At 71.8% G+C, this 24,175-nt stretch carries 22 protein-coding genes; 17 read left to right on the forward strand and 5 right to left on the reverse strand.

Annotated elements, in window-relative coordinates:
- The first annotated feature begins 35 nt into the window (after positions 1-35).
- Positions 36-1,331, forward strand: a complete 1,296-nt coding sequence (locus tag ACIBI9_RS13540; RefSeq protein ID WP_397222283.1) for a glycoside hydrolase family 3 protein — start codon at positions 36-38, stop codon at positions 1,329-1,331.
- Here ACIBI9_RS13540 and atpB read toward each other — a convergent pair whose 3' ends face one another.
- Positions 1,332-2,126: a F0F1 ATP synthase subunit A gene (gene atpB, locus ACIBI9_RS13545; protein ID WP_397222284.1), complete on the reverse strand. Its 795-nt coding sequence runs from the start codon at positions 2,124-2,126 to the stop codon at positions 1,332-1,334.
- 97 nt (positions 2,127-2,223) lie between these two features.
- Here atpB and ACIBI9_RS13550 point away from each other — a divergent pair, with 97 nt between their 5' ends.
- From ACIBI9_RS13550 to ACIBI9_RS13570, 5 genes are all read left to right on the forward strand, one after another.
- Entirely contained in the window at positions 2,224-2,892 is a 669-nt protein-coding gene (locus ACIBI9_RS13550; protein WP_397222598.1) for an HAD family hydrolase, read from the forward strand.
- Between the two features lie 100 nt (positions 2,893-2,992).
- Positions 2,993-3,502: a DUF6912 family protein gene (locus ACIBI9_RS13555; RefSeq protein WP_397222285.1), complete on the forward strand. Its 510-nt coding sequence runs from the start codon at positions 2,993-2,995 to the stop codon at positions 3,500-3,502.
- Positions 3,503-3,603: 101 nt separating this feature from the next.
- Complete coding sequence (locus ACIBI9_RS13560) at positions 3,604-4,050, forward strand: DUF2690 domain-containing protein (protein ID WP_397222286.1); 447 nt, start codon at positions 3,604-3,606, stop codon at positions 4,048-4,050.
- Positions 4,051-4,151: 101 nt separating this feature from the next.
- Entirely contained in the window at positions 4,152-4,778 is a 627-nt protein-coding gene (locus ACIBI9_RS13565) for an HAD family hydrolase (protein ID WP_397222287.1), read from the forward strand.
- A gap of 131 nt (positions 4,779-4,909) precedes the next feature.
- Entirely contained in the window at positions 4,910-5,614 is a 705-nt protein-coding gene (locus ACIBI9_RS13570) for an HAD family hydrolase (protein WP_397222288.1), read from the forward strand.
- Between the two features lie 18 nt (positions 5,615-5,632).
- Here ACIBI9_RS13570 and ACIBI9_RS13575 read toward each other — a convergent pair whose 3' ends face one another.
- The gene (locus ACIBI9_RS13575) at positions 5,633-7,144 is read right to left on the reverse strand and encodes a penicillin-binding transpeptidase domain-containing protein (protein ID WP_397222290.1); all 1,512 of its coding nucleotides are present in this window, start codon (positions 7,142-7,144) and stop codon (positions 5,633-5,635) included.
- A gap of 168 nt (positions 7,145-7,312) precedes the next feature.
- Here ACIBI9_RS13575 and ACIBI9_RS13580 point away from each other — a divergent pair, with 168 nt between their 5' ends.
- The 3 genes from ACIBI9_RS13580 to ACIBI9_RS13590 are packed head-to-tail and all read left to right on the forward strand — an operon-like array spanning position 7,313 to position 11,124.
- Complete coding sequence (locus ACIBI9_RS13580) at positions 7,313-8,245, forward strand: LysR family transcriptional regulator (protein WP_397222291.1); 933 nt, start codon at positions 7,313-7,315, stop codon at positions 8,243-8,245.
- Positions 8,242-9,099: a serine hydrolase gene (locus tag ACIBI9_RS13585; protein ID WP_397222293.1), complete on the forward strand. Its 858-nt coding sequence runs from the start codon at positions 8,242-8,244 to the stop codon at positions 9,097-9,099. Before ACIBI9_RS13580 ends, ACIBI9_RS13585 begins: the two co-directional genes overlap by 4 nt.
- A 57-nt stretch (positions 9,100-9,156) precedes the next feature.
- A complete protein-coding gene (locus tag ACIBI9_RS13590) occupies positions 9,157-11,124 on the forward strand; it encodes an acetoacetate--CoA ligase (protein WP_397222295.1) in 1,968 nt (655 codons plus the stop codon).
- Here the strand turns inward: ACIBI9_RS13590 and ACIBI9_RS13595 are convergent.
- The gene (locus ACIBI9_RS13595; protein WP_397222298.1) at positions 11,105-12,769 is read right to left on the reverse strand and encodes a zinc-binding dehydrogenase; all 1,665 of its coding nucleotides are present in this window, start codon (positions 12,767-12,769) and stop codon (positions 11,105-11,107) included. The two genes, ACIBI9_RS13590 and ACIBI9_RS13595, sit on opposite strands and share 20 nt — an antisense overlap.
- Positions 12,770-12,857: 88 nt before the next feature.
- On the opposite strand from ACIBI9_RS13595, the gene ACIBI9_RS13600 reads away from it, so the two are divergent.
- From ACIBI9_RS13600 to rhaS, 5 genes are all read left to right on the forward strand, one after another.
- Positions 12,858-13,826, forward strand: a complete 969-nt coding sequence (locus ACIBI9_RS13600; protein WP_397222300.1) for an AraC family transcriptional regulator — start codon at positions 12,858-12,860, stop codon at positions 13,824-13,826.
- Positions 13,827-13,951: 125 nt separating this feature from the next.
- The gene (locus tag ACIBI9_RS13605) at positions 13,952-15,448 is read left to right on the forward strand and encodes a sugar ABC transporter ATP-binding protein (RefSeq protein ID WP_397222302.1); all 1,497 of its coding nucleotides are present in this window, start codon (positions 13,952-13,954) and stop codon (positions 15,446-15,448) included.
- Complete coding sequence (locus ACIBI9_RS13610; RefSeq protein ID WP_397222304.1) at positions 15,445-16,581, forward strand: ABC transporter permease; 1,137 nt, start codon at positions 15,445-15,447, stop codon at positions 16,579-16,581. The genes ACIBI9_RS13605 and ACIBI9_RS13610 overlap by 4 nt, the downstream gene beginning before the upstream one ends.
- Positions 16,571-17,554, forward strand: coding sequence for an ABC transporter permease (locus ACIBI9_RS13615; RefSeq protein ID WP_397222305.1), 984 nt, complete (start codon positions 16,571-16,573; stop codon positions 17,552-17,554). Before ACIBI9_RS13610 ends, ACIBI9_RS13615 begins: the two co-directional genes overlap by 11 nt.
- On the forward strand, positions 17,551-18,636 hold the full coding sequence (rhaS, locus tag ACIBI9_RS13620) for a rhamnose ABC transporter substrate-binding protein (protein ID WP_397222306.1): 1,086 nt from the start codon (positions 17,551-17,553) through the stop codon (positions 18,634-18,636). The genes ACIBI9_RS13615 and rhaS overlap by 4 nt, the downstream gene beginning before the upstream one ends.
- A gap of 3 nt (positions 18,637-18,639) precedes the next feature.
- On the opposite strand, the gene ACIBI9_RS13625 is transcribed toward rhaS, so the two are convergent.
- A complete protein-coding gene (locus ACIBI9_RS13625; protein ID WP_397222307.1) occupies positions 18,640-19,305 on the reverse strand; it encodes a response regulator in 666 nt (221 codons plus the stop codon).
- Complete coding sequence (locus ACIBI9_RS13630) at positions 19,302-20,681, reverse strand: sensor histidine kinase (protein WP_397222308.1); 1,380 nt, start codon at positions 20,679-20,681, stop codon at positions 19,302-19,304. The genes ACIBI9_RS13625 and ACIBI9_RS13630 overlap by 4 nt, the downstream gene beginning before the upstream one ends.
- Positions 20,682-20,815: 134 nt before the next feature.
- Here ACIBI9_RS13630 and ACIBI9_RS13635 point away from each other — a divergent pair, with 134 nt between their 5' ends.
- Genes ACIBI9_RS13635 through ACIBI9_RS13645 form a run of 3 tightly spaced genes read left to right on the forward strand, consistent with a single transcriptional unit; the run spans position 20,816 to position 24,056 of the window.
- On the forward strand, positions 20,816-21,733 hold the full coding sequence (locus tag ACIBI9_RS13635) for an ATP-binding cassette domain-containing protein (RefSeq protein WP_397222309.1): 918 nt from the start codon (positions 20,816-20,818) through the stop codon (positions 21,731-21,733).
- A complete protein-coding gene (locus tag ACIBI9_RS13640; protein WP_397222310.1) occupies positions 21,730-23,283 on the forward strand; it encodes an ABC transporter permease subunit in 1,554 nt (517 codons plus the stop codon). Before ACIBI9_RS13635 ends, ACIBI9_RS13640 begins: the two co-directional genes overlap by 4 nt.
- Positions 23,280-24,056, forward strand: coding sequence for an ABC transporter permease (locus ACIBI9_RS13645; RefSeq protein WP_397222311.1), 777 nt, complete (start codon positions 23,280-23,282; stop codon positions 24,054-24,056). Before ACIBI9_RS13640 ends, ACIBI9_RS13645 begins: the two co-directional genes overlap by 4 nt.
- The last annotated feature ends 119 nt before the right edge of the window (positions 24,057-24,175 follow it).

A 24,175-nucleotide genomic window follows, 5' to 3' on the forward strand; every position in this document is an offset into this window, starting at 1 on the left:
CTGGTGTGGGTCGTCGCATGGATACCTTTGGAGGCATGCTTCAACGGATCGGTACGGCAGGCCTCCTCGCGATCGCTCTGACAGCCTGCGGCTCAGGCGGCAGCCCGGCGGGTGCGACCCCGACCGGAGGAGGCAAGGCCGCACCGCCCGCGCAGACCACGCCTTCGGTGCCGCAGAGCCCGCCGCAGGCGCGGCAGGGCGCCGTCGAGCGCGCCCTGGCGAAGATGAGCGTCGAGGAGAAGGTCGGCCAGCTCTTCATGCCCGTCCTGTACGGCACCGCCGCCGACACGGTGTCGGGCGAGAACCAGGCCAGGTACGGCGCCCAGACCCCGGCCAAGGTGATCGCGAAGTACCACCTCGGCGGCGTGATCCTCTTCCCGCACAACATCAAGGGCGTCGGCCAGGTCGTCGGCCTCACCAACGGCCTGCAGCGGGCGTCCGGGGACGTGCCGCTCCTGATCGGCACCGACCAGGAGAACGGCCTGGTGGCCAGGATGTCCGCGCTCATGACCGACTTCCCCGGAGCCGCCGAGATCGGCGCCACCAAGAACCCCGACCGGGCGCGGGCCGTGGCCAGGGCCACCGGCGAGGAACTGCGCGCGCTCGGCGTCAACCTCGACTTCGCCCCGGTCGCCGACGTGAACGTGAACCCCAAGAACCCGGTCATCGGCCGCCGGGCGTACGGCAATGACCCGGCGCGGGTGGCGAAGATGGTCGCGGCGGCGGTCAAGGGGTTCGGCGAGGCGAAGGTGGCCGCCACCGCCAAGCACTTCCCCGGCCACGGCGACACCGACGTCGACAGCCACACCGGGCTGCCGGTGATCAAGCACACGAAGGCGCAGTGGGAGAAGATCGACGCGCCCCCGTTCAGGGCGGCGATCGACGCGGGCGTGGACGCCGTGATGAGCGCCCACCTCGTCTTCCCCAAGCTCGACCCGTCGGGCGACCCGGCCACGCTGTCCAAGCCCATCCTGACCGGCCTGCTGCGGCAGAAGCTCGGCTTCAAGGGCGTGATCTCCACCGACGCGCTCAACATGGAGGGCGTGCGCAAGAAGTACAACGACGGGGAGATCGCGGTGCGGGCCGTGCTGGCCGGGGCCGACCTGCTGCTCATGCCGAACGACCTGCCGAAGGCCTACCAGGCGGTGGTGGCGGCGGTGCGGTCGGGCCGGATCTCGAAGGAGCGGCTCGACCAGTCCGTCACCAGGCTGCTCACGCTCAAGCAGGCCAAGGGCTACCTGCCCGAGGCCCCCGCCGCCGACGCGGAGAGGGCGGCCGGCGTGCTGCGCTCCGCGGCGCACCGCAAGCTGGCCGCCCAGGCCACGCGCTAGCTAGTGCGCGCCGCGCAGGCCGCCGGCGATGAACATCCCGGCCAGCATGGCGAACAGGAACGCCTGCAGGAACTGGATGAACATCTCGAACGCGGTCATCACGATCGTCATCAGCACGCCGAGGACGCCGAGCCCCGCGCCCAGCGGGGTGAGCCGCTCGAACAGGAACCAGAAGCCCACCGAGCTGAAGAAGGCCACGAGGATGTGGCCGGCGAACATGTTCGCGAACAACCGCACGAAGTGCGTGAACAGCGACGTGATGAACACCTCGGCCAGGATCAGCGGGGCGTAGAGCCCGTACGCCCAGCCGGGCAGGCCGGGCAGGTGCACGATGCCCCTCAGGTAGCCGCGCACGCCGTGGTGCCGGACGCCGAGGTAGACCTTGATGCCGTACACGATGAGAGCCAGCACCAGGGGGAAGGCGATGTGCGCGGCGACGGGGAACTGGATGAGCGGGACGATGCCCATCAAATTCCAGATGAGCACGGTCAGGAAGATCGTGAGGAGGAAGCCCATCCACCGGTCGGAGTCGGCGCCGAGGTTGGGCCTGGCGATCTGGTCGCGTACGAACGTGTACGCGTACTCGCCGATGCTCTGCCAGCCGCGGGGGATGATTTTCGGCTTGGCGAACGCGGCCCAGCACAGGGCGATGGTGATGACCGAGCTGAGCAGGGCAATGAGCACCGGTTTGGTGAGCCATTCCGGGCCGCCGGGGAAGATGGGCGCGAACTCGAAGAGTTCGAGGCCGGGGGCGGTCCATCGGTCAGGGGAGGTGATCAGGATCGTCGTCCGCACGGCGGTCCTTTCTGGGTAGCGACTATCGCTGGAAGCACACCTTAACCGGATATATCGGGCGACCTTTTTATGGGGTTTTATCGGCTTATAAGTGCCGATGACGTTCTATTCTGGAACGGTGCTTACGGGTGTGCTCATCGACTGGGGCGGGGTGCTGACGACCAGCCTTTCCGACTCCATCGCGCGCTGGATCGCGGCGGACAGGATCGACGGCGACCACTACCGCCAGGTGATGCGGGAGATGGTCGACCACGCTTACGGCGACGGCGCCGGTGAAAGTGTCGTCCACGCGCTGGAAAGGGGCGAGATCGACGGCACCTTCTTCGAGCGCGACCTCGCCGCCCGGCTGCTGACCCTGGACGGGGTGCCGCCCGTGGCCGAGGGGCTGCTGGACCGGATGTTCGCGGGATTCGAACGCGTTGACGCAATGTACGACATGCTCCGCGACGTACGGAAAAATGGTGTCAAAACGTGTTTGCTATCTAACTCCTGGTCGAATGAGTATCCCCGTGCCGACTGGGACGAGTTCTTCGACGCGGTCGTGATCTCCGGCGAGGTCGGCATGCGCAAGCCCGAGCCGCGCATCTACCACCACGCGGTCGAGCTGATCGGCCTGGCCTGCGAGGAGTGCGTGTTCATCGACGACATCGAGGCCAACATCCTGGCCGCCCGCGCGCTCGGCATCGCCGGCATTCATCACAAAGATGCCAACTCGACCATCGAGGAACTCGAGTCTCTCCTCAGTCTCACGCTGAGACGGGCATGATAGAGCCCTTGCACGCTGAGACGGGTCCGCCGCCGAGCGCGGACCTCCGTCTCGGCACGCCGAGCTGAGCTCGGCCAGAAAGAAGCACGAAAGGTTCGTCATGCGCGTCTATCTGCCGTGCACTCTCCCGGCCCTGGCCCAGGCGGTCGAGGCGGGAGAGCTGGGCCCGGCCCCGCTGACCGGCTACGCGGTGACCCCCGCGCTGACCGAGTGGTACGCCTCGGGCGACACCGAGGAGCTCGAATACGTGGCGCTCACCGAGGCGGCCCGCGCCTCGCTGCGGAGGCTGGCCGCCGACCGCGCCGACGGCGTCGAGACCGCGTTCCGGCGCGTGGTGGTCGCCGCCGAGGTGCCCGAGCGCTCGATCTCCGCCGGAGTCGATCTGGAGGAACGGGCGAGAGTGCGCCTCGCCGACCCGATCCCGCTGGCCAAGGTGGCCGCGGTGCACATCGACGACCACGAGGCGATGCCCGACATCGAGGCCGCCGTCGCCGCGCTGCCGGCCGCCGACGAGGGCGACGACGACGCGAGATTCACCGTGGACGGGGCCGAGGCGCACGAGCTCATGTGGTACGCCACACAGGAGATCCCCGACCTCCTGGGCTCATAACGGAGGCGTTACATCGATCACACTTCCTTGACCATTTGGAGCCGGGCCTCGCTAAGGTCCCGATCTAGCAAGTGTTGTTTTACGCAAGGAGTCGGTTCCAAGTGAAGCTTCGAGTTACGGCCACCGTAGTGGGCGCCGTGGCAGCGGTCCTGCTGGCGGGCGGTCCCGCGAACGCGCAGGCCAAGCCCTACGACCACCAGGACCCGGCCAAGTCGGGCTGCTGGAACTCGGCCAAGGTGGTGCGGTCGGCCGTCATCAAGAGCCGCCTCGAGCCCAACGTCGGGACGATCAAGCTCTGGTGGTCGGGCAAGTGCAAGACCAACTGGGTCGAGATCCGGACGGCCTCCTCGGCGACCGGCACCATCAGCGTGTACGCCAAGGACGGCCGTTACGACCAGTTCCGCTTCAAGGCGGGCAACAAGGGCCGTCACTGGGGCAACATGATCTGGGCCAACAACATGTGCGCCTGGGGCAGCGCCTCGATCCAGTGGAACGGCGGCAGGGGCGGCCAGAACGGCTCCGGCACCACCGGCAAGGCCTGCAAGTAGGTCTTCCGCGCTCTTCCCTCAGGGGCCGTGGCCGGATGGTCGCGGCCCCTGTGCTGGGCGTTCATCGAAACGTCACACGTGCCGTCTAAGCTTGTCGCAACATGACAAAGCACATCATCTGGGATTGGAACGGCACGCTCTTCCACGACATCGACGCCGTGGTGGGGGCCACCAACGAGGTCTTCAAGCCGTACGAGCTTCCTGAGATGACCGTCGACGGCTTCCGCGCGGTCTACACCCGGCCCATCTGGGTCGCCTACGAGCGCATGCTCGGCCGCCCCCTGACGGAGGGGGAGTGGGAGCTGCTCGACGACGGGTTCCACGAGCACTACTTCCGGTTGAGCGACGCCTGCGCGCTGGCCGCCGACGCCGAGCTGGCCCTCACGAGCTGGACGGGCACCCAGTCGCTCTGCTCGATGGCGCCGCACGCGCACCTCATCCCCAAGGTCGACTCGTTCGGCATCACCAGGCACTTCACCCGGATCGACGGGCTGCTGGGCACCACCGGCGGCGAGAAGGCCGCGCACATGACGGAGCACCTCAAGGCCATCGGGGTGGATCCCGGCGAGATCCTGGTGATCGGCGACAGCGTGGACGACGGGCTCGCCGCGCGGCACGTGGGGGCCAGGGCGGTGCTGTACACGGGCGGGATGACGCCCCGGGCCGAGCTGGAGAGCATCGGCTTCCCCGTGGTCGACACGCTGGCGGACGCGCTGAATTTCGCGTAAGCCTTCATGCTCGAATCGCCAGGGCGCCGACTTCGCGCATCGCGCAGGCCGTACCGTATCTGAAGACGAACGGCGGCGCCCGCCGTACCCTATGCAGGGTCACCCCCCAGGAGGCTGCCATCAACCGCCTTGTGCTGTGGAACATCGACCTCACGCTGGTCGACGTCGCCATCGTGACCAGAGACGCCTACGCGGAGGCGTTCCGCTTCGTCACCGGGCGACCGCTGGTCAAACTCGTGCCCCCGCTGGGGCGCCCGGACTCCGAGATCGTCTTCGAGACGCTCGCCGTCAACGGCATCCAGGCCGAGGACGAGCATCTGCCCAGGTTCCTGTCGGCGCTCGCCGTGGCCTTCGCCGACCGGCGCGGGCGGCTGGCCAAGGAGGGGCGGATGATGCCGGGAGCCAAGGACGCGCTGAAATCGGTGTCCAGGCTCGACGGCGTGATCCAGACGGTGCTGACCGGGACCATCAAGAGCAACGCCGTGCACAAGTTGAAGGCGTTCGGGCTGGACAAGCACATCGACTTCACGCTGGGCGGGTACGGCGAGGAGGTCTACCCCAAGGCGACGCTGCTGCAGGTGGCGCAGTCGCGGGCCAAGGAGCGCCTGGGCACGCCGTTCACCGCGGCGAACACCGTGGTGATCGGGGACTCCACGCGGGACGTCCAGGCCGCCAAGATCGGCGGCGCGGCGATGATCGGGGTCGCCTCGGGGCGGTCCATGGCCGCCGAGCTGCGCGAGGCGGGGGCCGACGTGGTGCTGCCCGACCTCTCCAACGCCTCCGAAGTCGTCGCCGCCGTGGCGGGCCTCACCTCCCCGGTCGGCCGCACCGCCTGACCTTCCCGCTGCGGCGCATCACGTGCCGCTGCTGCCGAGGGTGTTGAGGAAGCGGGCGGCGGCCGGGGCGGCTACGCCGGCGCCGGTGCCGGCGCCCTCGGCGATGACCGCGAAGGCCAGGTCGCCGCGGTAGCCGATGAACCACGAGTGGGTCGGCGGCTCCTTGCCGGACCCGAATTCCGCGGTGCCCGTCTTGCCGGCCGTGCCCTTGGGGAACCGGACGGCGTGGGCGGTGCCGTCCGTCACCACGGCCGGCATCAGCTTGCGCAGGGCCGCCACCACGCCTTCCTCCAGCGGCCGGGGGTTGGTGGGCTGGGCGTCCGGGATCCGCTCCTCCTTGACGAGGGTCGGGGAGATCCAGGCGCCCGAGGCGATGGCGGCCGCGACGGAGGCCATGTTGAGCGGGCTGGCCAGGACGCGGCCCTGGCCGATGGCGGCGGAGGCGAGGTCCGTGTCGTCCTTCGGGTCCGGGAACTCGGCGCGGACGGCGGGCACGCCGGGAGTGATCGGGGCGCCGAAGCCGAAGCTGCGCGCGACCTGCGCCAGCCGCCCGCCGTTCAACTGGCCCACGCTCATCTCCCCGAACGTCGTGTTGCACGAATGTGCGAACGCGTCCTGGAACGACAGCGTGCCGAACTCCTCGAAGTCGGCGTTGTGGAACTCGAAGCCGCCGATGTTCTTCTTGGCGGGGCAGGTGACCTGGCGGGACGGCTCGACCCCGTCCGCGACCAGCGCGGAGGCCGTCACGACCTTGAACGTGGAGCCGGGCGGATACTTGCCGAGCAGGGCCCGGTTGAAGCCCCCAGGCTTGTTCACCACCGCGAGGATCTCGCCGGTCGAGGCGCGCAGCGCCACCAGGGACGCCGGTTGCGAGACGTCCTCCAGCGCCTCGGCCCCGGCGCGGTGGACCTTCAGGTCGATGGTGGTCTGGAGCGGGCGGTATCCACTGGCGCGGACGACTGTCTGGATGGGTTTGTCCCCCTCGTACAGGTCGATCCGGGAGCGGGCCGGCTTCTTGAAGCGGTCGGAGAAGGTCTGCCTGATGCCCTCCACGAGCTGCTGCACCGATCCGGGCGCGGACGGCGTGTTGATCGCGGTGCCGTCGGCGGCCAGGACCCGCAGCGGGTCGCCCTGCTGGGAGACGACCCGCAGCGCGCGGCCCTTCTTGAGCAGAGGGTGGATGGAGGCCGGCGTCCAGGCGACCTTCCACCTGCGGTCGCGCTCCACGAGCTTGAGCTCGCCGCTGTAGGTCCAGTCCTGCCGGCCGAGCAGCTTGGCCTGGAAGCCGACCTCGTCCCCGGAGGAGGAGGCGAAGACCCCCGTCGGCCTGGGGCGGTGGAAGGACGCCTCGGTGACCTTGAGGTCGGTGCGGAAGCGGCGGTGCCAGGTCTCGAAGTCGGCGGGCGGGTCGGCCACCAGAGCGCGCATCCCCGCATAGTCCTGGGCGGACCAGGCCGAAAGATACTTGTCGGCCGTCTCCTCCGGCGAGCCCTCCGTGCGCAGCGCCCAGATGACGCCTCCCGCCGCCACGACCGGGATCAGGAGCCCCGGAATGATCCATGGCCAGCGGCGGCGGCGCCGTGTGTAAATTGTCCCCGTTTGCGGTGCCATGGAGCAGAGGACACCAGAGGGATGGCAAGGGTGTCCAATACTGATATGACCGCCTTAAAGATATAAATCTGGATATAGTGGCTGGTCGTGGACCTCGTCCGGCACCTTCGCTACTTCACCGTCGTCGCGGAGGAACTCCACTTCGGCAACGCCGCGATCCGGCTCGGCATGGCCCAGCCGCCGCTCAGCCAGCGCATCAAGCGCCTGGAGGAGGAGCTCGGCGTGCGGCTGTTCGACCGCTCGGCCCGCCAGGTGCGGCTCACCGAGGCGGGCCGGCTGCTCCTGGGCGAGGCCCGCGAGATCGTGGCCAGGGTGGACCGGCTGCACGAGCTGGCCAGACAGGGCGAGGGCACGGTGCTCAAGGTCGGCCTCCCGCCCGACCTGGCCGCCGCCGCCATCGCCGCCCTGGTCGCGGGCTTCCGCGAGACCAATCCCGTGGTACGCCTCGCGCCCGCCGAGATCTGGACCGCCGACCAGGTGACGGCGCTGGCGGAGGGGACGATCGACGTCGGCCTCGTGCGCCACCCGGTCGCCGCGCCCGGCCTGCGGTTCGGCCAGGTGCTCGCGCAGCCGCAGGGCGTCCTGCTGGCCGAGGGCGACCCCCTCACCGGCGTCGGCGAGGTGCACCTGGCCGACCTGGCGGGGCGGGAGCTGCTGATGCCGCCCCAGGAGGGCGAGCCGGGGCTGTACGCGGAGATGCTCTCGGAGTGCCGCCGGCACGGCTACGTCCCCGTACAGGTGCACGAGGGCGCCGGGCTCGGGCTGGTGCTGGCGGGCGCGGCGGTGGCGTTCGGGCCGAAGGTGGAGCTCCCGGGGCTGGTCTGGCGGCCGCTGCTAGGCTCGCCGATCACGTGCCGGGTCTCCACTGCCTGGCGCCAGGCGGCGGCCGCCCCGATCGACGAACTGGTCGACGACTTCTCGGCCGTCGCCGTACGCACGCTGAAGGAGAGCGCCGGGATGACGGACGAGGGCGCGGTGTCCGTGCGGCGGATCAGCCGCAGGCCGGGGATGCTGGCATGAGCGGACCGGACTTCGAGGCGCTGTTCCGCACGGCGGGGGTGCGGGGCCGGCTGTACGCGGCCGACATCGACTCGGGGCGCGAGGTGGGGCACGGGCCGGACGAGCCGGTGTCCACGGCGTCGATGTTCAAGGTGCCGCTGCTGGTGGCGCTCTGCAGGCAGGCCGACGCCGGGCTCCTGGACCTCTCCGAACGCGTGACCGTGACGGCCCGGGACAGGGTCTCGGGGTCGACGGGGCTCGCGGCGATGCTCGACGACGTGACGATCTCGCTGCGCGACCTGGCGTACCTGATGATCGCGGTGAGCGACAACACCTCGGCCGACGTGCTGCTGGGCCGGGTCGGGTTCGAGGCGGTCAACACCATGCTGGCCGGGTTCGGGCTCGACGGGACGCGGGTGACGCAGAGCGCCCGGGAGCTTCTCGGCAGCATGGCTGTCGACGCCGGGCACGCGTGGCCGTTCGTGGATCCGGAGGACATCGCGCGGCTGAGCGCGCTTGACCCCGCGCGGACGAACCGGTCCACCCCGCGCGAGCTGGCGGCGCTGTTCGGGATGATCTGGCGGGACGAGGCGGCCTCGGAGGAGTCGTGCGCCTGGATGCGCGGCGTGCTCAACATGCAGGTGTGGCCGCACCGGCTGGCCTCCGGCTTCCCGTACGACGACGTCGCGGTCAGCGGCAAGACCGGCACGCTGCCCACGCTGCGCAGCGAGTCGGGGGTCGTCGAGTACCCCGACGGCCGGCGCTACGCCGTGGCCGTGTGCACCCGCTCGTTCAGCACCGCGCTCAACCAGCCGCGCGCCGACGCGGTGATCGGCACGGCGGCGCGTATGGCGGTGGACCACCTACGGAGATAGCAAGTTATGTGGGAGTCCGGGTATGACATTCCTCCGGACGGGCGACAGGATGGGCACATGGTTGCTGAGGGCGCGCTTCTCTGGGAGCCGAGCGAAGAGGTCGTCGCGAAGGCCAGGCTGACCCGCTACCTGGAGTGGCTGGGACGGCCCGGACCCTATGAGGACGTGTGGCGGTGGTCCGTCGAGCACCCGGGCGAGTTCTGGACGTCGATCTGGGACTACTTCGACGTGGTCGGCGACCGGGGCGACGGGCCGGTGCTCTCCGGGACGATGCCGGACGTCACCTGGTTCGAGGGGAGCACGCTCAACTACGCCGAGAACGCGCTGCGCCGCACCGAGGGCACCGCCGTGGTGTTCGTCTCCGAGGACGGCGCCCGCCAGGAGCTGACCCGCGACGAGCTGCGCGAGGAGGTCGCCCGCGTCCGGGCGGGGCTGGTCCGCCTCGGCGTGCGGCGCGGCGACCGGGTGGCCGCCTACCTGCCGAGCATCCCGCAGGCCCTGATCGCCTTCCTGGCGACCGCCTCCCTGGGCGCGATCTGGTCGGCCGGCTCGCCCGACTTCGGGGTGCCGAGCATCGTCGACCGGTTCAAGCAGATCGAGCCCAAGGTGCTCATCGCGGTCGACGGCTACCACTACAACGGCAAGACCTACGACCGCTCCGACGCCGTCAACGAGATCGCCGCCCAGCTGCCCACGCTGCGCGCGACCGTGTGGATCCCCTACCTGGCGGCGCTCGACGAGGGCCGCGCGCCCCAGCAGGCCGAGCCCGCCGAGTCGCACACCCGCGAGCTGCCGCACGGCGAGGTGATCGGCTGGGAGGGGCTGCGGGCCGAGGAGGGGCCGCTGGAGTTCGAGCGGGTGCCGTTCGACCACCCGTTGTGGATCCTCTACTCCAGCGGCACGACCGGGCTGCCCAAGCCGATCGTGCACGGCCACGGCGGCGTGGTGCTGGAGCACCTCAAGTCCCTGGCCTTCCAGCAGGACGTCGGCGAAGGCGATGTGTTCTTCTGGTACACCACCACGGGCTGGATGATGTGGAACTACCTCATCGGCGCCCTGCTGGTGGGGGCCACGCCGGTGCTGTACGACGGGGCGGCCACCTATCCGTCGCCGGCCGCGCTGTGGCGGATCGCCGACTCCGAGGAGGTGACCTACTTCGGGGTCGGGGCGCCGTACATCATGGCCTCGCTGAAGGCCGGGATCCACCCCGAGGGGCTGGAGCGGCTGCGCGGCATCGGCTCGACCGGGTCGCCGCTGCCGCCGGAGGGGTTCGCGTGGGTGGCCTCGGAGCTGCCCGGGGTCCCGCTGGGGTCGTTCTCCGGCGGCACGGACGTGTGCACGGGGTTCGTCGGGGCGACCATGCTCCACCCGATCAGGGCGGGGATCATCCCGTGCCGGGCGCTGGGGGCGAAGGTCGAGTCGTACGACTCCACGGGCAAGCCGGTCGTCGGCGAGGTGGGCGAGCTCGTGCTGACCGCGCCGATGCCGTCGATGCCGGTGATGTTCTGGAACGACCCCGACGGCCGGCGCTACTTCGAGAGCTACTTCGACGTCTACCCCGGGGTGTGGCGGCACGGCGACTGGATCAAGATCAACGATGACGGCAGCTGCGTGATCTACGGCCGCTCCGACTCGACCCTCAACCGGGGCGGCGTCCGGATGGGCACCAGCGAGTTCTACCGGGTCGTCGAGCGGTTCGACGAGATCGCCGACAGCCTCGTGATCGACACCGGGCAGCTCGGGCAGGAGGGGCGGCTGCTGCTGTACGTGACGCTCGCCGAGGGCGCGACCCTGACCGAGTCGCTCCAGCGGACCCTCTGCGACGCCCTGCGCAAGGAGCTGTCGCCCCGTCACGTGCCCAACGAGATCCACGCCGTCCCCGGCATCCCCCGCACGCTCTCCGGCAAGAAGCTGGAGGTGCCCGTACGCAAGATCCTGCTGGGCACGCCCGTCGAGCAGGCGGCCAATCCCGACGCCATGGCCAACCCCGAGGTGCTGCGCCACTTCAGGCCGGCAGCAGAATGATCTTGCCGCGCGTCCGGCCCCGCTCGGCCGCGCGGTGGACCTCCGCCAGGTCGGTCAGGGGCCGATACTCGGCCGCCTCCACCGTGAGCTTGCCCCGATCGATGAGCGCGGCCAGCTCGGCCAGCTGAGCCGGGTCGTTGCGGGCCACGAAGTGGGTGCCGCCCTCGATCGGGCTGGCGATCGTGACCGTCCGCCGCCCGAGCCCGGCCAGGGCGGCGGCGCCCTCCTCGGGGAGCGCGGCCAGGTTCAGCACAACGTCCATGCTGCCGGGGAGCGGGGCGGTGGTGTAGTCGATCACCTCGTCGGCGCCGTACCGCTCGACCGCGGCCGCGCTGCGCGGGCTCGCCGTGGCGAACACGGTCGCGCCCGCGAGCTTGGCGAGCTGGACGGCGAACATGCCGACCCCGCCGCCCGCCCCGTTGATCAGCACCCGCTCGCCACGGGAGATACGGGCGTGCTCGTGGATCGCCTGCCAGGCCGTGAGCCCGGCCACCGGGACGGCGGCCGCGTGGGCGAGCGGGATGCTCTGCGGCGCTCTGGCCAGGACGCTCGCGGGCACGGCCGCGTATTCGGCGCCGGGGCCGTCCACCAGGCCGAACACGCGGTCACCCGGGGCCAGGCCCGTCACGCCCGCGCCCAGTGCGACGACCGTGCCCGAGACGTCCGCGCCGAGCGTGTACGGCAGGCTCACCGGGAGCACCTCGCGCAGCAGGCCCATGCGCAGGCCGATCTCCGACGGGTTGAAGGAGGTGGCGGCCACTTCGAGCAGGACCTGTCCCGGACCCGGGCGCGGCGTGGGGATCCGGTCGAAGCGGATCTCGCCCCCGTATTCGTGGATGCGGGCGGCGGTCATGGTCTCGGGCGGTTCGCCTGGGGTGCGGAACTCCTCGGCGTGGTCGGCCGCCCACGCGCTGAACGTGCGGGGTGCGGCCTTCGTGACCTCCTCGACCGTCGGCGTGACGGGGGCCGGGTGGCGGACGAGGTCCGACTGGGCCTGGAGCATGCCGTCCACAGCTTGTGGGGGCCAGCCCGTGGCCAGGAGCTCCGTGCGGGTCCGGGCGGGTGGGACCTCCTCCCAGCGCGCCGGAAATTTCGTGATCTGGGAAATGATGCCGACCTGGTCGGCCTGGTTGATCGACTCCGGGCCGGTCAGGTCGTAGACGGCGCCGTGGTGCCCTTCCTCCAGCAGCGCCCGTACCGCCACCGCCGCGAGGTCCCGCTCGTCAACCACGGGCATGGCGGCCTGGCCGTACGAGCCGCGCACCACCCCCGCCCGCACCCGCGCCGCCCACCGCAGCGCGTTGGCCGCGAAGGCGTGCGGGCGCAGGACCGTCCACTCCAGCCCCGACTTCTCGATCAGCCGCTCGACCTCGCGCTCGTGGTCGCGTACCGCGGCGGAGGAGAGGTAGACCACCCGGCGCGCGCGGCGCGCGATCGCGTCGATCACCGGCCGCGCCCCTTCCGCCGTGGCGAACGGCCACACCAGGAACACCGACTCCACCCCGTCGAGCGGCAGCGAACCGGGGTCCGCCAGGTCGCCCTGGGCCCTGCCGAAGGGCCTTACCTCGGCCCCCGCCTCCGTCAACCGCGCCGCCACCAGCCTGCCGACCGTACCGGTCGCGCCCGTCACCAACACCGTTCTCATGCATGCCACCGTAGAGGTCGGCTGCGAGACAACCAATGCGTCAGGGAGCCGGATTTCATACGCGATCGTCCTCCCGTATGCTTCCGCCGTGGACGTGCTCAGCGACGTGATCGCCCTCATGCGCACCGGCAGCCCCCGTTCGGCCCGCGTCGAATGGCGCGCGCCCTGGGGCCAGCGGTTTCCCTCTGTGCCTGGCTCCGCCGGATTCCAGGTCGTCCTGCGGGGGTCGAGCTGGTTGATCCAGCCGGACGGCGACCCGATCGCGCTGTCGGTGGGTGACGTGGTCTTCTTCCCCCACGGCCACGGCTACGCCATGGCGGACTCGCCGTCCACCCCGCTGGCCGAGCCCGACTGCGACCCGCTGGACGACGGTCCCGGCCTGTTCGCCTCCGCCACCGTCGATGAGCTCGCCGACGGGCCCGCGTCGACGGTGCTGCTGTGCGGCGGCTACCGGCTCGATCCGGGCCGGGTCCACCCCATCCTGCGCGAACTGCCCGACATGATCCACCTCCCGGCCGGCCTCGGCCTCCACACCGAGCTGCGCGCCGCCGTCGAAGCCCTGGGCGCGGAGATCCAGCGCCCGCGGCTGGGCGCCGACACGGTGGTGTCGTCCCTCCTGGACCTGCTGCTGCTCTACATCCTGCGGGCCTGGTTCGAGGGGGAGCACGGCCACTGTTCGGTCGGCGGGTGGGCGCAGGCGCTCGCGGATCCCGGCATCAGCGCCGCGCTGGACGCCGTCCACCGGGATCCCGCCCGCCCGTGGACGGTCCAGGAGCTGGGCGCGCGGGCGGGGCTGTCGAGGTCGGCCTTCTCGCGCCGCTTCGGCGAGCTGATCGGCCGGCCGCCGCTCGCCTACCTCACCTGGTGGCGCCTGGCCACGGCGGCCCACCTCATGCGTCAGTCCGACGCCCCGCTGGGCCAGATCGCCGCCAAGGTCGGCTACACCTCGGAGTTCGCCTTCGCCAACGCCTTCAAGCGGGAGTACGGCGTGGCGCCCGGCAGATATCGCCGCGAGGTCTGCCCGGCCGGATTTCTTGCCCCCGCGCAAATAGGTTAAAACGTAACAATTTCCGAACGACTTCGGGTGCTTGGGAAACTTGTATTGGCCAGGCATTGACGCTTCGCCACTCGCTGATTTACCGTCCTCCCACCGCTTAAAACGATTTTGCCGGGAGTGCGGCAATGAATGAGACTCCCGTTCTATCCCTTTCGCAGGTCAGCAAGGCGTTCGGCGCGGTGCGCGCCGTACGCGAGGTCTCTCTTGAGCTCTTCCCCGGCGAGGTCCACGCGCTGGCGGGGGAGAACGGCGCGGGCAAGTCGACGATCGTGAAAATCCTGTCCGGCGTGCACCGGCCGGACTCGGGCCGGATCCTGCTGGACGGCGAGCCGGTGGAGTTCGGCGGGCCCGCGGACGCGCAGCGGGCCGGGGTCGCGGTCATCTACCAGGAGCCGACCCTCTTTCCCGACCTGTCGGTCATGGAGAACATCTTCATGGGCCGGCAGCCCCGCGGCCGCCTCGGCATCGACCGGCGGGCCATGCGCGCCGGCGCCGCCGAGCTGTTCGGGCGGCTCGGCGTGCACCTCGACCCCGACCAGCCGGCCCGCGGCCTGTCGATCGCCGACCAGCAGCTCGTGGAGATCGCCAAGGCGCTGTCGCGGCAGACGCGGGTGCTCGTCATGGACGAGCCCACCGCCGCCCTGTCGGGCACGGAGGTCGCCCGGCTGTTCGGCGTGGCCCGGACGCTGCGCTCGCAGGGCTGCGCGCTGCTGTTCATCTCGCACCGGCTGGAGGAGATCTTCGACCTCTGCCAGCGGGTCACCACCCTGCGTGACGGCGCGTACGTGGCCGAGGACCTGATCGCCGGCATCACCCCCGACGACCTGGTACGCCGCATGGTCGGCAGGGAGCTGGAGGCCCTGTTCCCCAAGCAGGAGACGGAGGCCGGCGAGGTCGCGCTCAAGGTGCGCCGGCTCACCCGCGAGGGTGTCTTCACCGACGTGTCCTTCGAGGTGCGGCGGGGCGAGATCGTCGCTCTGGCCGGGCTCGTCGGGGCCGGGCGCAGCGAGGTGGCCAGGGCCGTGTTCGGCATCGACCGCTGGGACGCGGGCAGCGTCGAGGTGGCCGGCAGGCGGCTGCGGCCCGCCAGCCCCACGGCGGCCATGGCGGCGGGGCTGGCCCTCGTGCCCGAGGACCGGCGGCAGCAGGGGCTCGTCATGGACCTGTCCATCGAGCGCAACATCGGGCTCGCCGGCCTGGCCGACGTGCGCCGGGGACCGCTGGTCTCCCGGGCGGCCGAGCGGGAGCGGGCCCGGGACTGGGCGGTGCGGCTGCGGCTGAAGTTCGCGCGGCTGACGGACGCCGTGAACGTGCTGTCCGGCGGTAACCAGCAGAAGGTCGTGCTGGCCAAGTGGCTGGCGCGCCGGCCTTCGGTGCTCATCGTGGACGAGCCGACCCGCGGGATCGACGTGGCCACCAAGGCCGAGGTGCATCGGCTGCTGTCGGAGCTGGCCGGGAGCGGGGTGGCGGTGCTGATGATCTCGTCCGAGCTGCCCGAGGTGCTGGGGATGGCCGACAGGGTGCTGGTCATGCACGAGGGACGGCTGGCCGCGGAGATCCCGCGCGCGGACGCCACGGAGGAGAGCGTGATGGCCGCCGCCACCGGAAGGAGCCTCGCGTGACCGCCACCGCCACCAGGACCGAGGCCGTGCGCCGCAACGGCGGGCGGCGGCTCGTGGACCGCGTCGCGCGGGTGCGCGAGCTGGGCATCGTGGTCGCGCTGGGCCTCCTCTTCGGCGTCACCGGCGCGGTCAACCCGTCCTTCCTCACCTACGCCAGCCTGCGCGACATCCTGCTGAACTCCGCCATCGTCGCCATGCTCGCCGTCGGCCAGACGCTCGTGGTCATCACCAGGAACGTGGACCTGTCCGTCAGCTCCGTGGTGGGGCTGTCGGCGTTCGGGGGCGCGCTGATCCTGGCCGACCACCCGGGCGTGCCGATCCCGGTCGTGATCGCGGGCTGCGTGGTGCTCGGCGCCCTGTGCGGGGCGGTCAACGGGCTGCTCGTCGGGGCGGCCAAGGTGCCCGCGCTGGTGGCCACCCTCGGCACCCTGTACGCCTTCCGCGGCATCGACTTCGCCTGGGCCGGCGGACGCCAGGTGAACGCGGCCGACATGCCCGAGGGCTTCCTGTCCCTGGGGACGCGCTCGGTGCTCGGCGTGCCGCTGCTCGCGCTGGTCGCCCTGGTCGTGCTGCTGGTGGTCGGGTGGATGCTGGGCAACCTGCGCGCCGGGCGCGAGCTGTACGCCATCGGCTCCAACCCCGAGGCGGCGGTGCTGGCCGGGATCCGGGTGCGGCGCAGGATCATCGCGGCGTTCGTGGCCAACGGGGCACTGGCTGGGCTGGCCGGGGTCATGTGGGCGGCCCGTTTCGGCACCGTGGACGCCACCGTGGCGACCGGCAAGGAGCTCGACGTGGTCGCCGCCGTCGTGGTGGGCGGGGTGGCCATCTTCGGCGGCAGCGGCACGGTGTACGGGGCGGCGCTCGGGGCCCTGCTGCTGACCGGCATCACCAGCGCGCTGGCCGTGCTCCGGGTGGACGCGCTCGCCCAGACCGCCATCAACGGCGCCCTGCTGCTGGCCGCCATCGTCCTCGACCGGGTGCTCGCGCTTCGCGTCGCCGCGGCCCTGCGCCGCCGCAGATTCCACGATCCCGCAGACCCCACCGACCCTGCCGGCCGCGCAGACCCCGCCGCTCCCGCCGACCCCGCTCACCGTGCCGACCCCGCCTCCGGGAGGACCGCCGATGGCAGCTGATCTCGCTCGGATGGCGCGCCGGTGGGAGGGGCTCATCCTCGTGCTGCTCGTCGGCGTGTGCCTGTGGGCCTCGCTCGGCGTGGACGGCTTCGCGAACGGGTCCAACGTCTCCTTCCTGCTCCTCGACACCACCGAGATCGCCCTCATGGCCCTGACCATGACGCTGGTCATCGTGGCGGCCGAGATCGACCTGTCGGTGGCCTCCACGCTGGGCCTGTCGTGCGCGGTGCTCGGCTGGCTGTGGAACGCGGGGCTGCCGATCGAGGCGATCATGCCCATCTGCCTGCTGGTGGGTGCCGTGTGCGGCGCGTTCAACGGGTTGCTCGTGACCCGGCTCGGCCTGCCCTCGCTGGCGGTCACCATCGGGACGTTCGCGCTGTTCCGCGGCCTGGCGTACGTCATGCTGGGCGACCAGGCGGTGGCCGACCTGCCGCCCGCGTACACGAGCCTGGCCACCGCGTCCATCGGCCCGATCCCGCTGGCGTCCGTGCTGGTCGCGGTGCTGGCGGGGGTGGCGGCCACGCTGCTGCACGCGACCGGGCTGGGCCGCTCGATCGTCGCGCTCGGCTCGAACGTGGAGGCCGCCTACTTCGCGGGCGTCCGGGTCAAGCGGATCAAGTTCTGGCTGTTCGTGGCCTCCGGGGTGATGGCGTCGCTGGCCTCCCTCGTCTACACGTTCCGCTATGCCAGCGCCAGGGCGGACAACGGCGTCGGGCTCGAACTGGCCGTGGTGGCCGCCGTGCTGCTCGGCGGCGTGTCGATCTTCGGCGGTCGCGGCACGCTGCCCGGAGTCCTCATGGCGGTGCTGCTGCTCGGCGTCGTGCGCAACGCGCTCATCCTCGCCGACGTGGCCAACGAGGTCCTGAACTTCGTGACGGGCCTGCTGCTCGTCGCATCCGTGCTGGCGCCGAACTTGGGGGCGGTATGGCGGCGGCGCACATCACCACAAGTGGAAGGGAAGTCCGCTTCATGACAACGCGCACCCCTTGGCGGCCAACGGCGCTCCTTGCCGGACTCGTCCTGCTGACGGCCGCCTGCGGCGGCACCACCAAGAGCGACGTGGCACAGCAGTCCTCCGCCTCCGCCACGGCCGCCGCCTCGTCGGCCCCGGCCGCCGATCCGAACGCCCCGCTCAAGCAGGGACTGAAGATCGCCTTCCTGCCCAAGCAGGTCAACAACCCGTACTTCACGATCGCCGACGGCGGCGGGATCGAGGCCGCCAAGGAGTTCGGCGGCGAGGGCAAGGAGGTCGGGCCGTCCGACGCCAGCGCGTCCTCTCAGGTGTCCTACATCAACACGCTGATGCAGCAGAAGCAGGACGCCATCGTCATCTCCGCCAACGACCCGAACGCCGTCGTGCCCGCGCTCAAGCAGGCCATGGCCGCCGGGGTCAAGGTCGTCAGCTACGACTCCGACACCGCCCCCGAGGGCCGCAACGTGTTCGTCAACCAGGCCAGCCCGGAAGACCTGGGCCGGACCGAGGTGCAGCTGCTGGCCGAGCAGATCGGGCACAAGGGCAAGATCGCCGTGCTCTCCGCCACCCCCAACGCGACGAACCAGAACACCTGGATCGACTTCATGAAGGACGAGCTCAAGAAGCCCGAGTACAAGGACATGGAGCTGGTCAAGGTCGCCTACGGCAACGACGACGACGACAAGTCGTTCGCCGAGACGCAGGGGCTGCTGCGCTCGTATCCGGACCTGGCGGGCATCATCTCGCCCACGACCGTGGGCATCGCCGCGGCGGCCCGCTACCTGTCGGACTCGCCGTCCAAGGGCAAGGTCAAGCTGACCGGGCTCGGCACCCCCAACCAGCTCAGGAAGTTCGTCAAGGACGGCACCATCGAGGCGTTCGAGCTGTGGAACCCGGCCGACCTGGGCTACCTGGCCTCGTACGCGGCGGCGGCACTGGCGTCCGGGCAGATCACCGGGGCCGAAGGGGAGAAGTTCAAGGCCGGCAAGCTCGGCGAGTACACGATCGGGGCCAAAGGCGAGGTGCTGCTGGGCAAGCCGACCGTGTTCAACAAGGACAACATCGACAAGTTCGACTTCTGACGCTCACGGCCGGCCGCGCGGCACGACCAGGCCCGTCTCGTACGCCATGACGACGGCCTGGGTCCTGTCGCGCAGGCCGAGCTTGTTCAGCACCCGGCTCACGTGGGTCTTGACCGTCTCCTCGGTGACCACCAGCCGGGCCGCGATCTCGGGGTTGGACAGGCCCTCGGCGACCAGGCGCAGGACCTGCGTCTCGCGCGGGGTCAGCGCGGACAGCCCCGCCGCCTCCGGTCTCGGGCCGCCCATGCGGGCGAACTCGCTGATGAGGCGGCGGGTGACGGCCGGGGCCAGCAGCGCCTCGCCGGCGGCGATCACGCGTACGGCGTCGAAGAGGCGCTCGGCGGTGACGTCCTTGAGCAGGAAGCCGCTGGCTCCGGCGCGCAGGGCGTCGTAGACGTACTCGTCCAGGTCGAACGTGGTCAGGATGAGCACCCTCGGCCCGCCGCTGAGGCGCCTGGTGGCCTCGATGCCGTCCATGACCGGCATGCGCACGTCCATGAGCACCACGTCGGGGGACAGCTCGCGGCAGACCCGCACCGCCTCGGCCCCGTCGGCGGCCGTGCCCGCGACCTCGAAGTCCGGCTGGGTGTCGAGCAACTCGGCGAACCCCGTCCGCACCACCAGATGGTCGTCGGCGATCACGATCCTGAGCCTGGCGGGCTCGCTCATCCGCCCTCCTCGTCCCGCCCGGGCAGGCGGGCCTCCACGAGGAACCCGCCGCCCTGGGCGGGGCCCGTGCGGAGCTCGCCGCCGACGGCCGCGGCGCGCTCGCGCATCCCGGACAGGCCGTGCCCACCACTGGGCCCACCACTGGGCCCACCACTGGGCCCGCCACTGGGCCCGCCACTGGGCCCGCCACTGGGCCCGCCGCCTTCCGTGTTCGACGGCCCCGGGCCGTTGTCGCGGACGAGCAGGAGCAGGTCAGGGCCGGTGTAGTCGAGCTCCACGTCCACGGCGGCCCCGGGCGCGTGGCGGCGCGCGTTGGTGAGCGCCTCCTGGATGATCCGGTACGCGGCCAGCTCCACGCCGGGATCGAGCTCCACCGGCGAGCCCCGCAGGACGAGCCGGGTGCTCGTGCCCGACGCCTCGCGCGACTCGTCGAGCAGCTCGTTGAGCTCGTGCAGGCGCAGCCCCGGCTGCGGACGCCAGGTTGACTCGGCCTCGGCGTCCTCGCGCAGCACGCCGAGCAGCCGTCGCATCTCCGTCAGCGCCGCCCGCGCGGTGTCGCCGATGGCCAGCAGCCGCTCCGCGCCCGCCTCCGGCATGCCCGGGACGGCCAGCCGGGCGGTCTCCGCCTGGACGGCGACCATGGAGATGTGGTGGGCGACCACGTCGTGCAGCTCGCGGGCGATGCGGGCGCGCTCGCCGCGGGCGGTGTGCTCGACCAGGCTGTCGGCCATGACCTGCCGCGCGGCGGTGTCGGCACGGGCCCTGCGGCGGGCCCGTACGGCGATCCCGGCCAGCGCCACCGCCGGGGCCAGGCAGGCGAGCAGCAGCGTGAGCGCCCGCACGCGCTCGCCCGGCCCGATCGCCACCGCCAGCACCGGGTACGGCACCGCGACCAGCACGGCCGCCGCCGGCGCGCCGTGGCGGCCGGCCCGGTAGCCGGCGATCAGCTGCGCCACCGCGCCCGCCACGGTCAGCGTGTGGAAGGCCAGGACCGACAGCGCGCCCGCCCCGGTCGCCAGGAGCGCCGCCACGGACGGCTGGGCCCACAGGAGGGGGAGCGGCAGCGTGGTGGCCAGCGCGAGCAGGGGGAAGACCATGAGGAGCAGCGGGGCCGTGCTGTCACCGGCCGGCGGCAGCGCGTCGGGGCTCACGGGCCGGCCGCCCACCGGCGCGCTCACGGTCTCCGAGAGCGGGGACGCGCTCCCGGCCTGCGTGATCGACTCGGCCACCGCGAGCACCGCCAGCGCCACCCCGAGCACGACCGGCAGGTGCCGGGCCACGGCGGGACCGTACGGCACGGCCGCCCCCAACCGGCGCGCCCACGCGACCGGCACCGCGACGACGCGGCTCCACCTCCGGTCCTGCACTCGTTCCACCAGGTCATTGTCCCGGGCGCGGGCAATTGTGGCATCCCTCGTAAGAGGGACGAGGCGTAGCTGGCGCCAGCGAGGCCGCAGATCGCTCCGCCGCGTGACGACTCAGGCCGGGGCCGCTGCCTAGTGTGCGTGCCGTGGAAGCAACCATCGAAGTCAGCGGCCTGCGCAAGCAGTTCGGCCGGACCCGGGCGCTGGACGGGATGACGTTCACCGTGCTGCCCGGCCAGGTGACCGGGTTCGTCGGGCCGAACGGCGCGGGCAAGTCCACCACCATGCGGGTGGTGCTCGGCCTGGACGCGGCCGACGAGGGCCACGCCCTGGTCGGCGGGCGGCCGTACGCGAGCCTGCGCAGCCCGCTGAGCCACGTCGGCGCGTTGCTGGACGCGGCCGCGCTGCAGCCGGGCCGCACCGCGCGCAACCACCTCCTGTGGCTGGCCCACTCCCAGGGCCTGGGCGCCAGGCGGGTGGACGAGGTGATCGAGCAGGTTGGCCTGACGCCCGTGGCCCGGCGCCGGGCGGGCGGCTACTCGCTGGGCATGCGCCAGCGCCTCGGCATCGCCGCGGCGCTGCTCGGCGACCCGCCGGTGCTCATGCTGGACGAGCCGTTCAACGGTCTCGACCCCGAGGGCATCGTGTGGATCCGGGGCTTCCTGAGGTCGCTGGCCGCGGAGGGGCGTGCCGTGCTGGTGTCCAGCCACCTGATGAGCGAGCTCCAGGACACCGCCGGCCATCTCGTGGTGGTGGGCAGGGGCCGGGTCGTCGCGGACACCAGCGTGGCCGACCTGATCGCGACCGCCTCACAGGACCGGGTCACGCTGCGCACGCAGGCGCGTCCGGAGGCGATGACGGTGCTGGCCGCGGCCGGGGGCACCGTGACAGTCACCGATCGCGACACGCTGGTCGTCTCCGGGCTGGCGGCCGAGCACATCGTGCGGCTGCTCGGCGCGCGGGCGGTGCCGTTCTCCGAGGTGGCGGCCCACCGGGCGTCGCTGGAGGAGGCGTACCTGGACCTCACCAGGGACGCGGTCGAGTTCAAGGGGGCGGCGCGATGACCACCGCGACCCCCTACCGCTCGGGCCGGCGGGCCGGGCGCGACGGCTTCGCGCAGCTGCTGCGGGCCGAGTGGACCAAGCTGCGCACGGTACGCGGCTGGATGGCGGGCCTGACGCTGACGACGCTGCTCATCGTCCTGCTCGGGGTGCTCTTCGCGACCGGCAGCCGCTCCTCCTGCATGAACGGGCCGATCGAGGTGCCCTGTCCGGCGCCGCCGACCGGGCCCGGCGGCGAGGCCGTGGAGGACCGTTTCTACTTCGTGCATCAGCAGCTCGACGGCGACGGCAGCATCACCGTACGCGTGAACTCCATGACCGGGCAGCTCCGCAAGCCCGACGTGACGCCCGGCGTCCGCAACGTCGTCCCCGGCGTCACGCCGTGGGCCAAGGCGGGGGTCATGATCAAGCAGAGCGTCCGCCAGGGAGCCGCGTACGCGGCGATGATGGTCACCGGGAGCCACGGGGTGCGGATGCAGCACGACTTCACCGAGGACGTGGCGGGGCTGCCCGGCGGGGCCCCGCGATGGCTGCGGCTGACCCGTACCGGCGAGACGGTCGTCGGCGAGGAGTCGGCCGACGGCTCGCGGTGGACCAGGGTGGGCACCGCCCGGATGGCCACCGGGAGGGTCCGCATCGGGCTGTTCGCGGCCTCTCCCGGCGACCTGACCGTGACTTCCAACGTGATCGGCGGGGCCGCGACGGCCTCCCGCTTCGCCGAGGTCACCGCCGACATGGACCAGGTCAGCCTGCGGGGCGTGGCGGCCGGGGGCACGTGGACCCGCGACGACATCGGCGTCGCGCTCGAGGCCGACGGCACCCCGCACCATCCGGGCGGGCTCGTGCGGTCCGGTGACACGTTCAGGATCACGGGAGTCGGCGACATCGCGCCGACCATGGAGGGCATGCCCGCCGAGCGCGTGCTGACCGGGGTGCTGGCGGGGCTGGTCGTCGTCATCGTGGTCGCGGTGGCGTTCGTCACCGCCGAGTACCGGCGCGGGCTCATCCGCACCACCCTGCTGGCCAGCCCGCGGCGCGGCCGGGCGCTGGCGGCCAAGGCTGTCGTGATCTCCGCGGCCGCCTTCGTCTTCGGGCTGGTCGCCGCCGCCGTCACGGTGCCGGTCGGACGGGCTCTCCTGGCGGGCAACGGCAACGTCCTGGCGCCCTTGACGCCGCTCACCGCGCTGCGGCTGATCATCGGGACCGCCGCGCTGCTCGCCGTGGCGGCGGTCTTCGCGCTGGCCCTCGGGTCGCTGTTCCGGCGCAGCGCCGTGGCCGTCATCGCGGCCATCGTGGCGATCGTCGTCCCGTACCTGCTGGCGACCACCTCCCTGCTGCCCGACGAGGCGGCGCGGTGGCTGCTGCGGATCACTCCGGCGGCGGGCTTCGCGATCCAGCAGAGCATGGTCACGTACGAGCAGATGACCGTCCGCTTCGCCCCGGCGGAGGGCTTCTTCCCGCTGCCGCCCTGGGTGGGCTTCGCGGTCCTGTGCGCCTACGCCGCACTCGCCCTGGCCCTGGCCGCCCATCGACTGCGCCGGAGGGACGTATGAGACGCGAGGTGCACGCCGAGTGGACCAAGCTCCGGACGGTGGCCGGGCCCGGGTGGCTGCTGGCCGGGGCCGTCGTGCTGACCGTGGCCCTGAGCGCCCTCGCGGCGGCCGTCGTGTCCTGCGCGGCGGCGGGCTGCGGGCAGGACGCCGCCAAGATCAGCCTCGTCGGGGTGCAGCTGGGCCAGGCGATGGTCGCCCTGCTGGCCGTGGTGGCGGTCTGCGGCGAGTACAGCACGGGCATGATCCGCACCAGCCTCGCCGCGATGCCGCGCCGGGCCACCGCCCTGGCCGCCAAGGCGGTGGTGGTCGGCGGGCTCACGCTGGGCGCGGGGACCCTCGCCGTGCTCGGGTCCGTGCTGGCGGGGCGGCTCCTGCTGCCGGGCAGCGGCTTCACGGCCGCGCACGGCTACCCGCCGCTGTCCCTGGCCGACGGGCCGACCCTGCGTGCCGCCGTGGGCTCGGTCCTGTACCTGGTGCTGATCTCGCTGCTCAGCCTCGGCCTGGCCACCGCCGTACGCGACTCGGCCGCGGCCGCCGGGGTCGTGATCGGGCTCCTGTACGTGTTCCCGGTCGCGATCCTCATGGTGTCCGACCCCGAGGTGCAGCGGCTCCTGTGGACGTTGTCCCCGACGAACGCCGGGCTGGCCGTCCAGACGACCGTGGATCTCGCCTCCCTCCCCGTCGGCCCGTGGGCGGGTCTCGGCGTCCTCGCCACGTGGTCCGCCGCCTCCCTCGTGGGCGGCGGTCTGCTCCTCCGGTACCGCGACGCGTGACCGGATCACGAATAGAGGGGAAATGCCGGTATTTACCGGGATTGATATTCCGGCGGACTTTGCTTGACAAAACCTCCCGTTGGATGTGAATTATCGGCGATCTGGGTACGCGTCGATTT

The organism is Nonomuraea sp. NPDC050451, from assembly GCF_044458585.1.

Excerpts from the sequence above, each read along its gene's own strand:
- ACIBI9_RS13585 (WP_397222293.1), top strand. The coding sequence starts at position 8,242 with ATGAGCGGACCGGACTTCGAGGCGCTGTTCCGCACGGCGGGGGTGCGG.
- ACIBI9_RS13605 (WP_397222302.1), top strand. The coding sequence starts at position 13,952 with ATGAATGAGACTCCCGTTCTATCCCTTTCGCAGGTCAGCAAGGCGTTC.
- ACIBI9_RS13625 (WP_397222307.1), bottom strand. The coding sequence starts at position 19,305 with ATGAGCGAGCCCGCCAGGCTCAGGATCGTGATCGCCGACGACCATCTG.
- ACIBI9_RS13550 (WP_397222598.1), top strand. The coding sequence starts at position 2,224 with ATGACGTTCTATTCTGGAACGGTGCTTACGGGTGTGCTCATCGACTGG.
- ACIBI9_RS13645 (WP_397222311.1), top strand. The coding sequence starts at position 23,280 with ATGAGACGCGAGGTGCACGCCGAGTGGACCAAGCTCCGGACGGTGGCC.
- ACIBI9_RS13640 (WP_397222310.1), top strand. The coding sequence starts at position 21,730 with ATGACCACCGCGACCCCCTACCGCTCGGGCCGGCGGGCCGGGCGCGAC.
- rhaS (WP_397222306.1), top strand. The coding sequence starts at position 17,551 with ATGACAACGCGCACCCCTTGGCGGCCAACGGCGCTCCTTGCCGGACTC.
- ACIBI9_RS13565 (WP_397222287.1), top strand. The coding sequence starts at position 4,152 with ATGACAAAGCACATCATCTGGGATTGGAACGGCACGCTCTTCCACGAC.
- ACIBI9_RS13615 (WP_397222305.1), top strand. The coding sequence starts at position 16,571 with ATGGCAGCTGATCTCGCTCGGATGGCGCGCCGGTGGGAGGGGCTCATC.
- ACIBI9_RS13555 (WP_397222285.1), top strand. The coding sequence starts at position 2,993 with ATGCGCGTCTATCTGCCGTGCACTCTCCCGGCCCTGGCCCAGGCGGTC.
- ACIBI9_RS13540 (WP_397222283.1), top strand. The coding sequence starts at position 36 with ATGCTTCAACGGATCGGTACGGCAGGCCTCCTCGCGATCGCTCTGACA.
- ACIBI9_RS13590 (WP_397222295.1), top strand. The coding sequence starts at position 9,157 with ATGGTTGCTGAGGGCGCGCTTCTCTGGGAGCCGAGCGAAGAGGTCGTC.
- ACIBI9_RS13595 (WP_397222298.1), bottom strand. The coding sequence starts at position 12,769 with ATGAGAACGGTGTTGGTGACGGGCGCGACCGGTACGGTCGGCAGGCTG.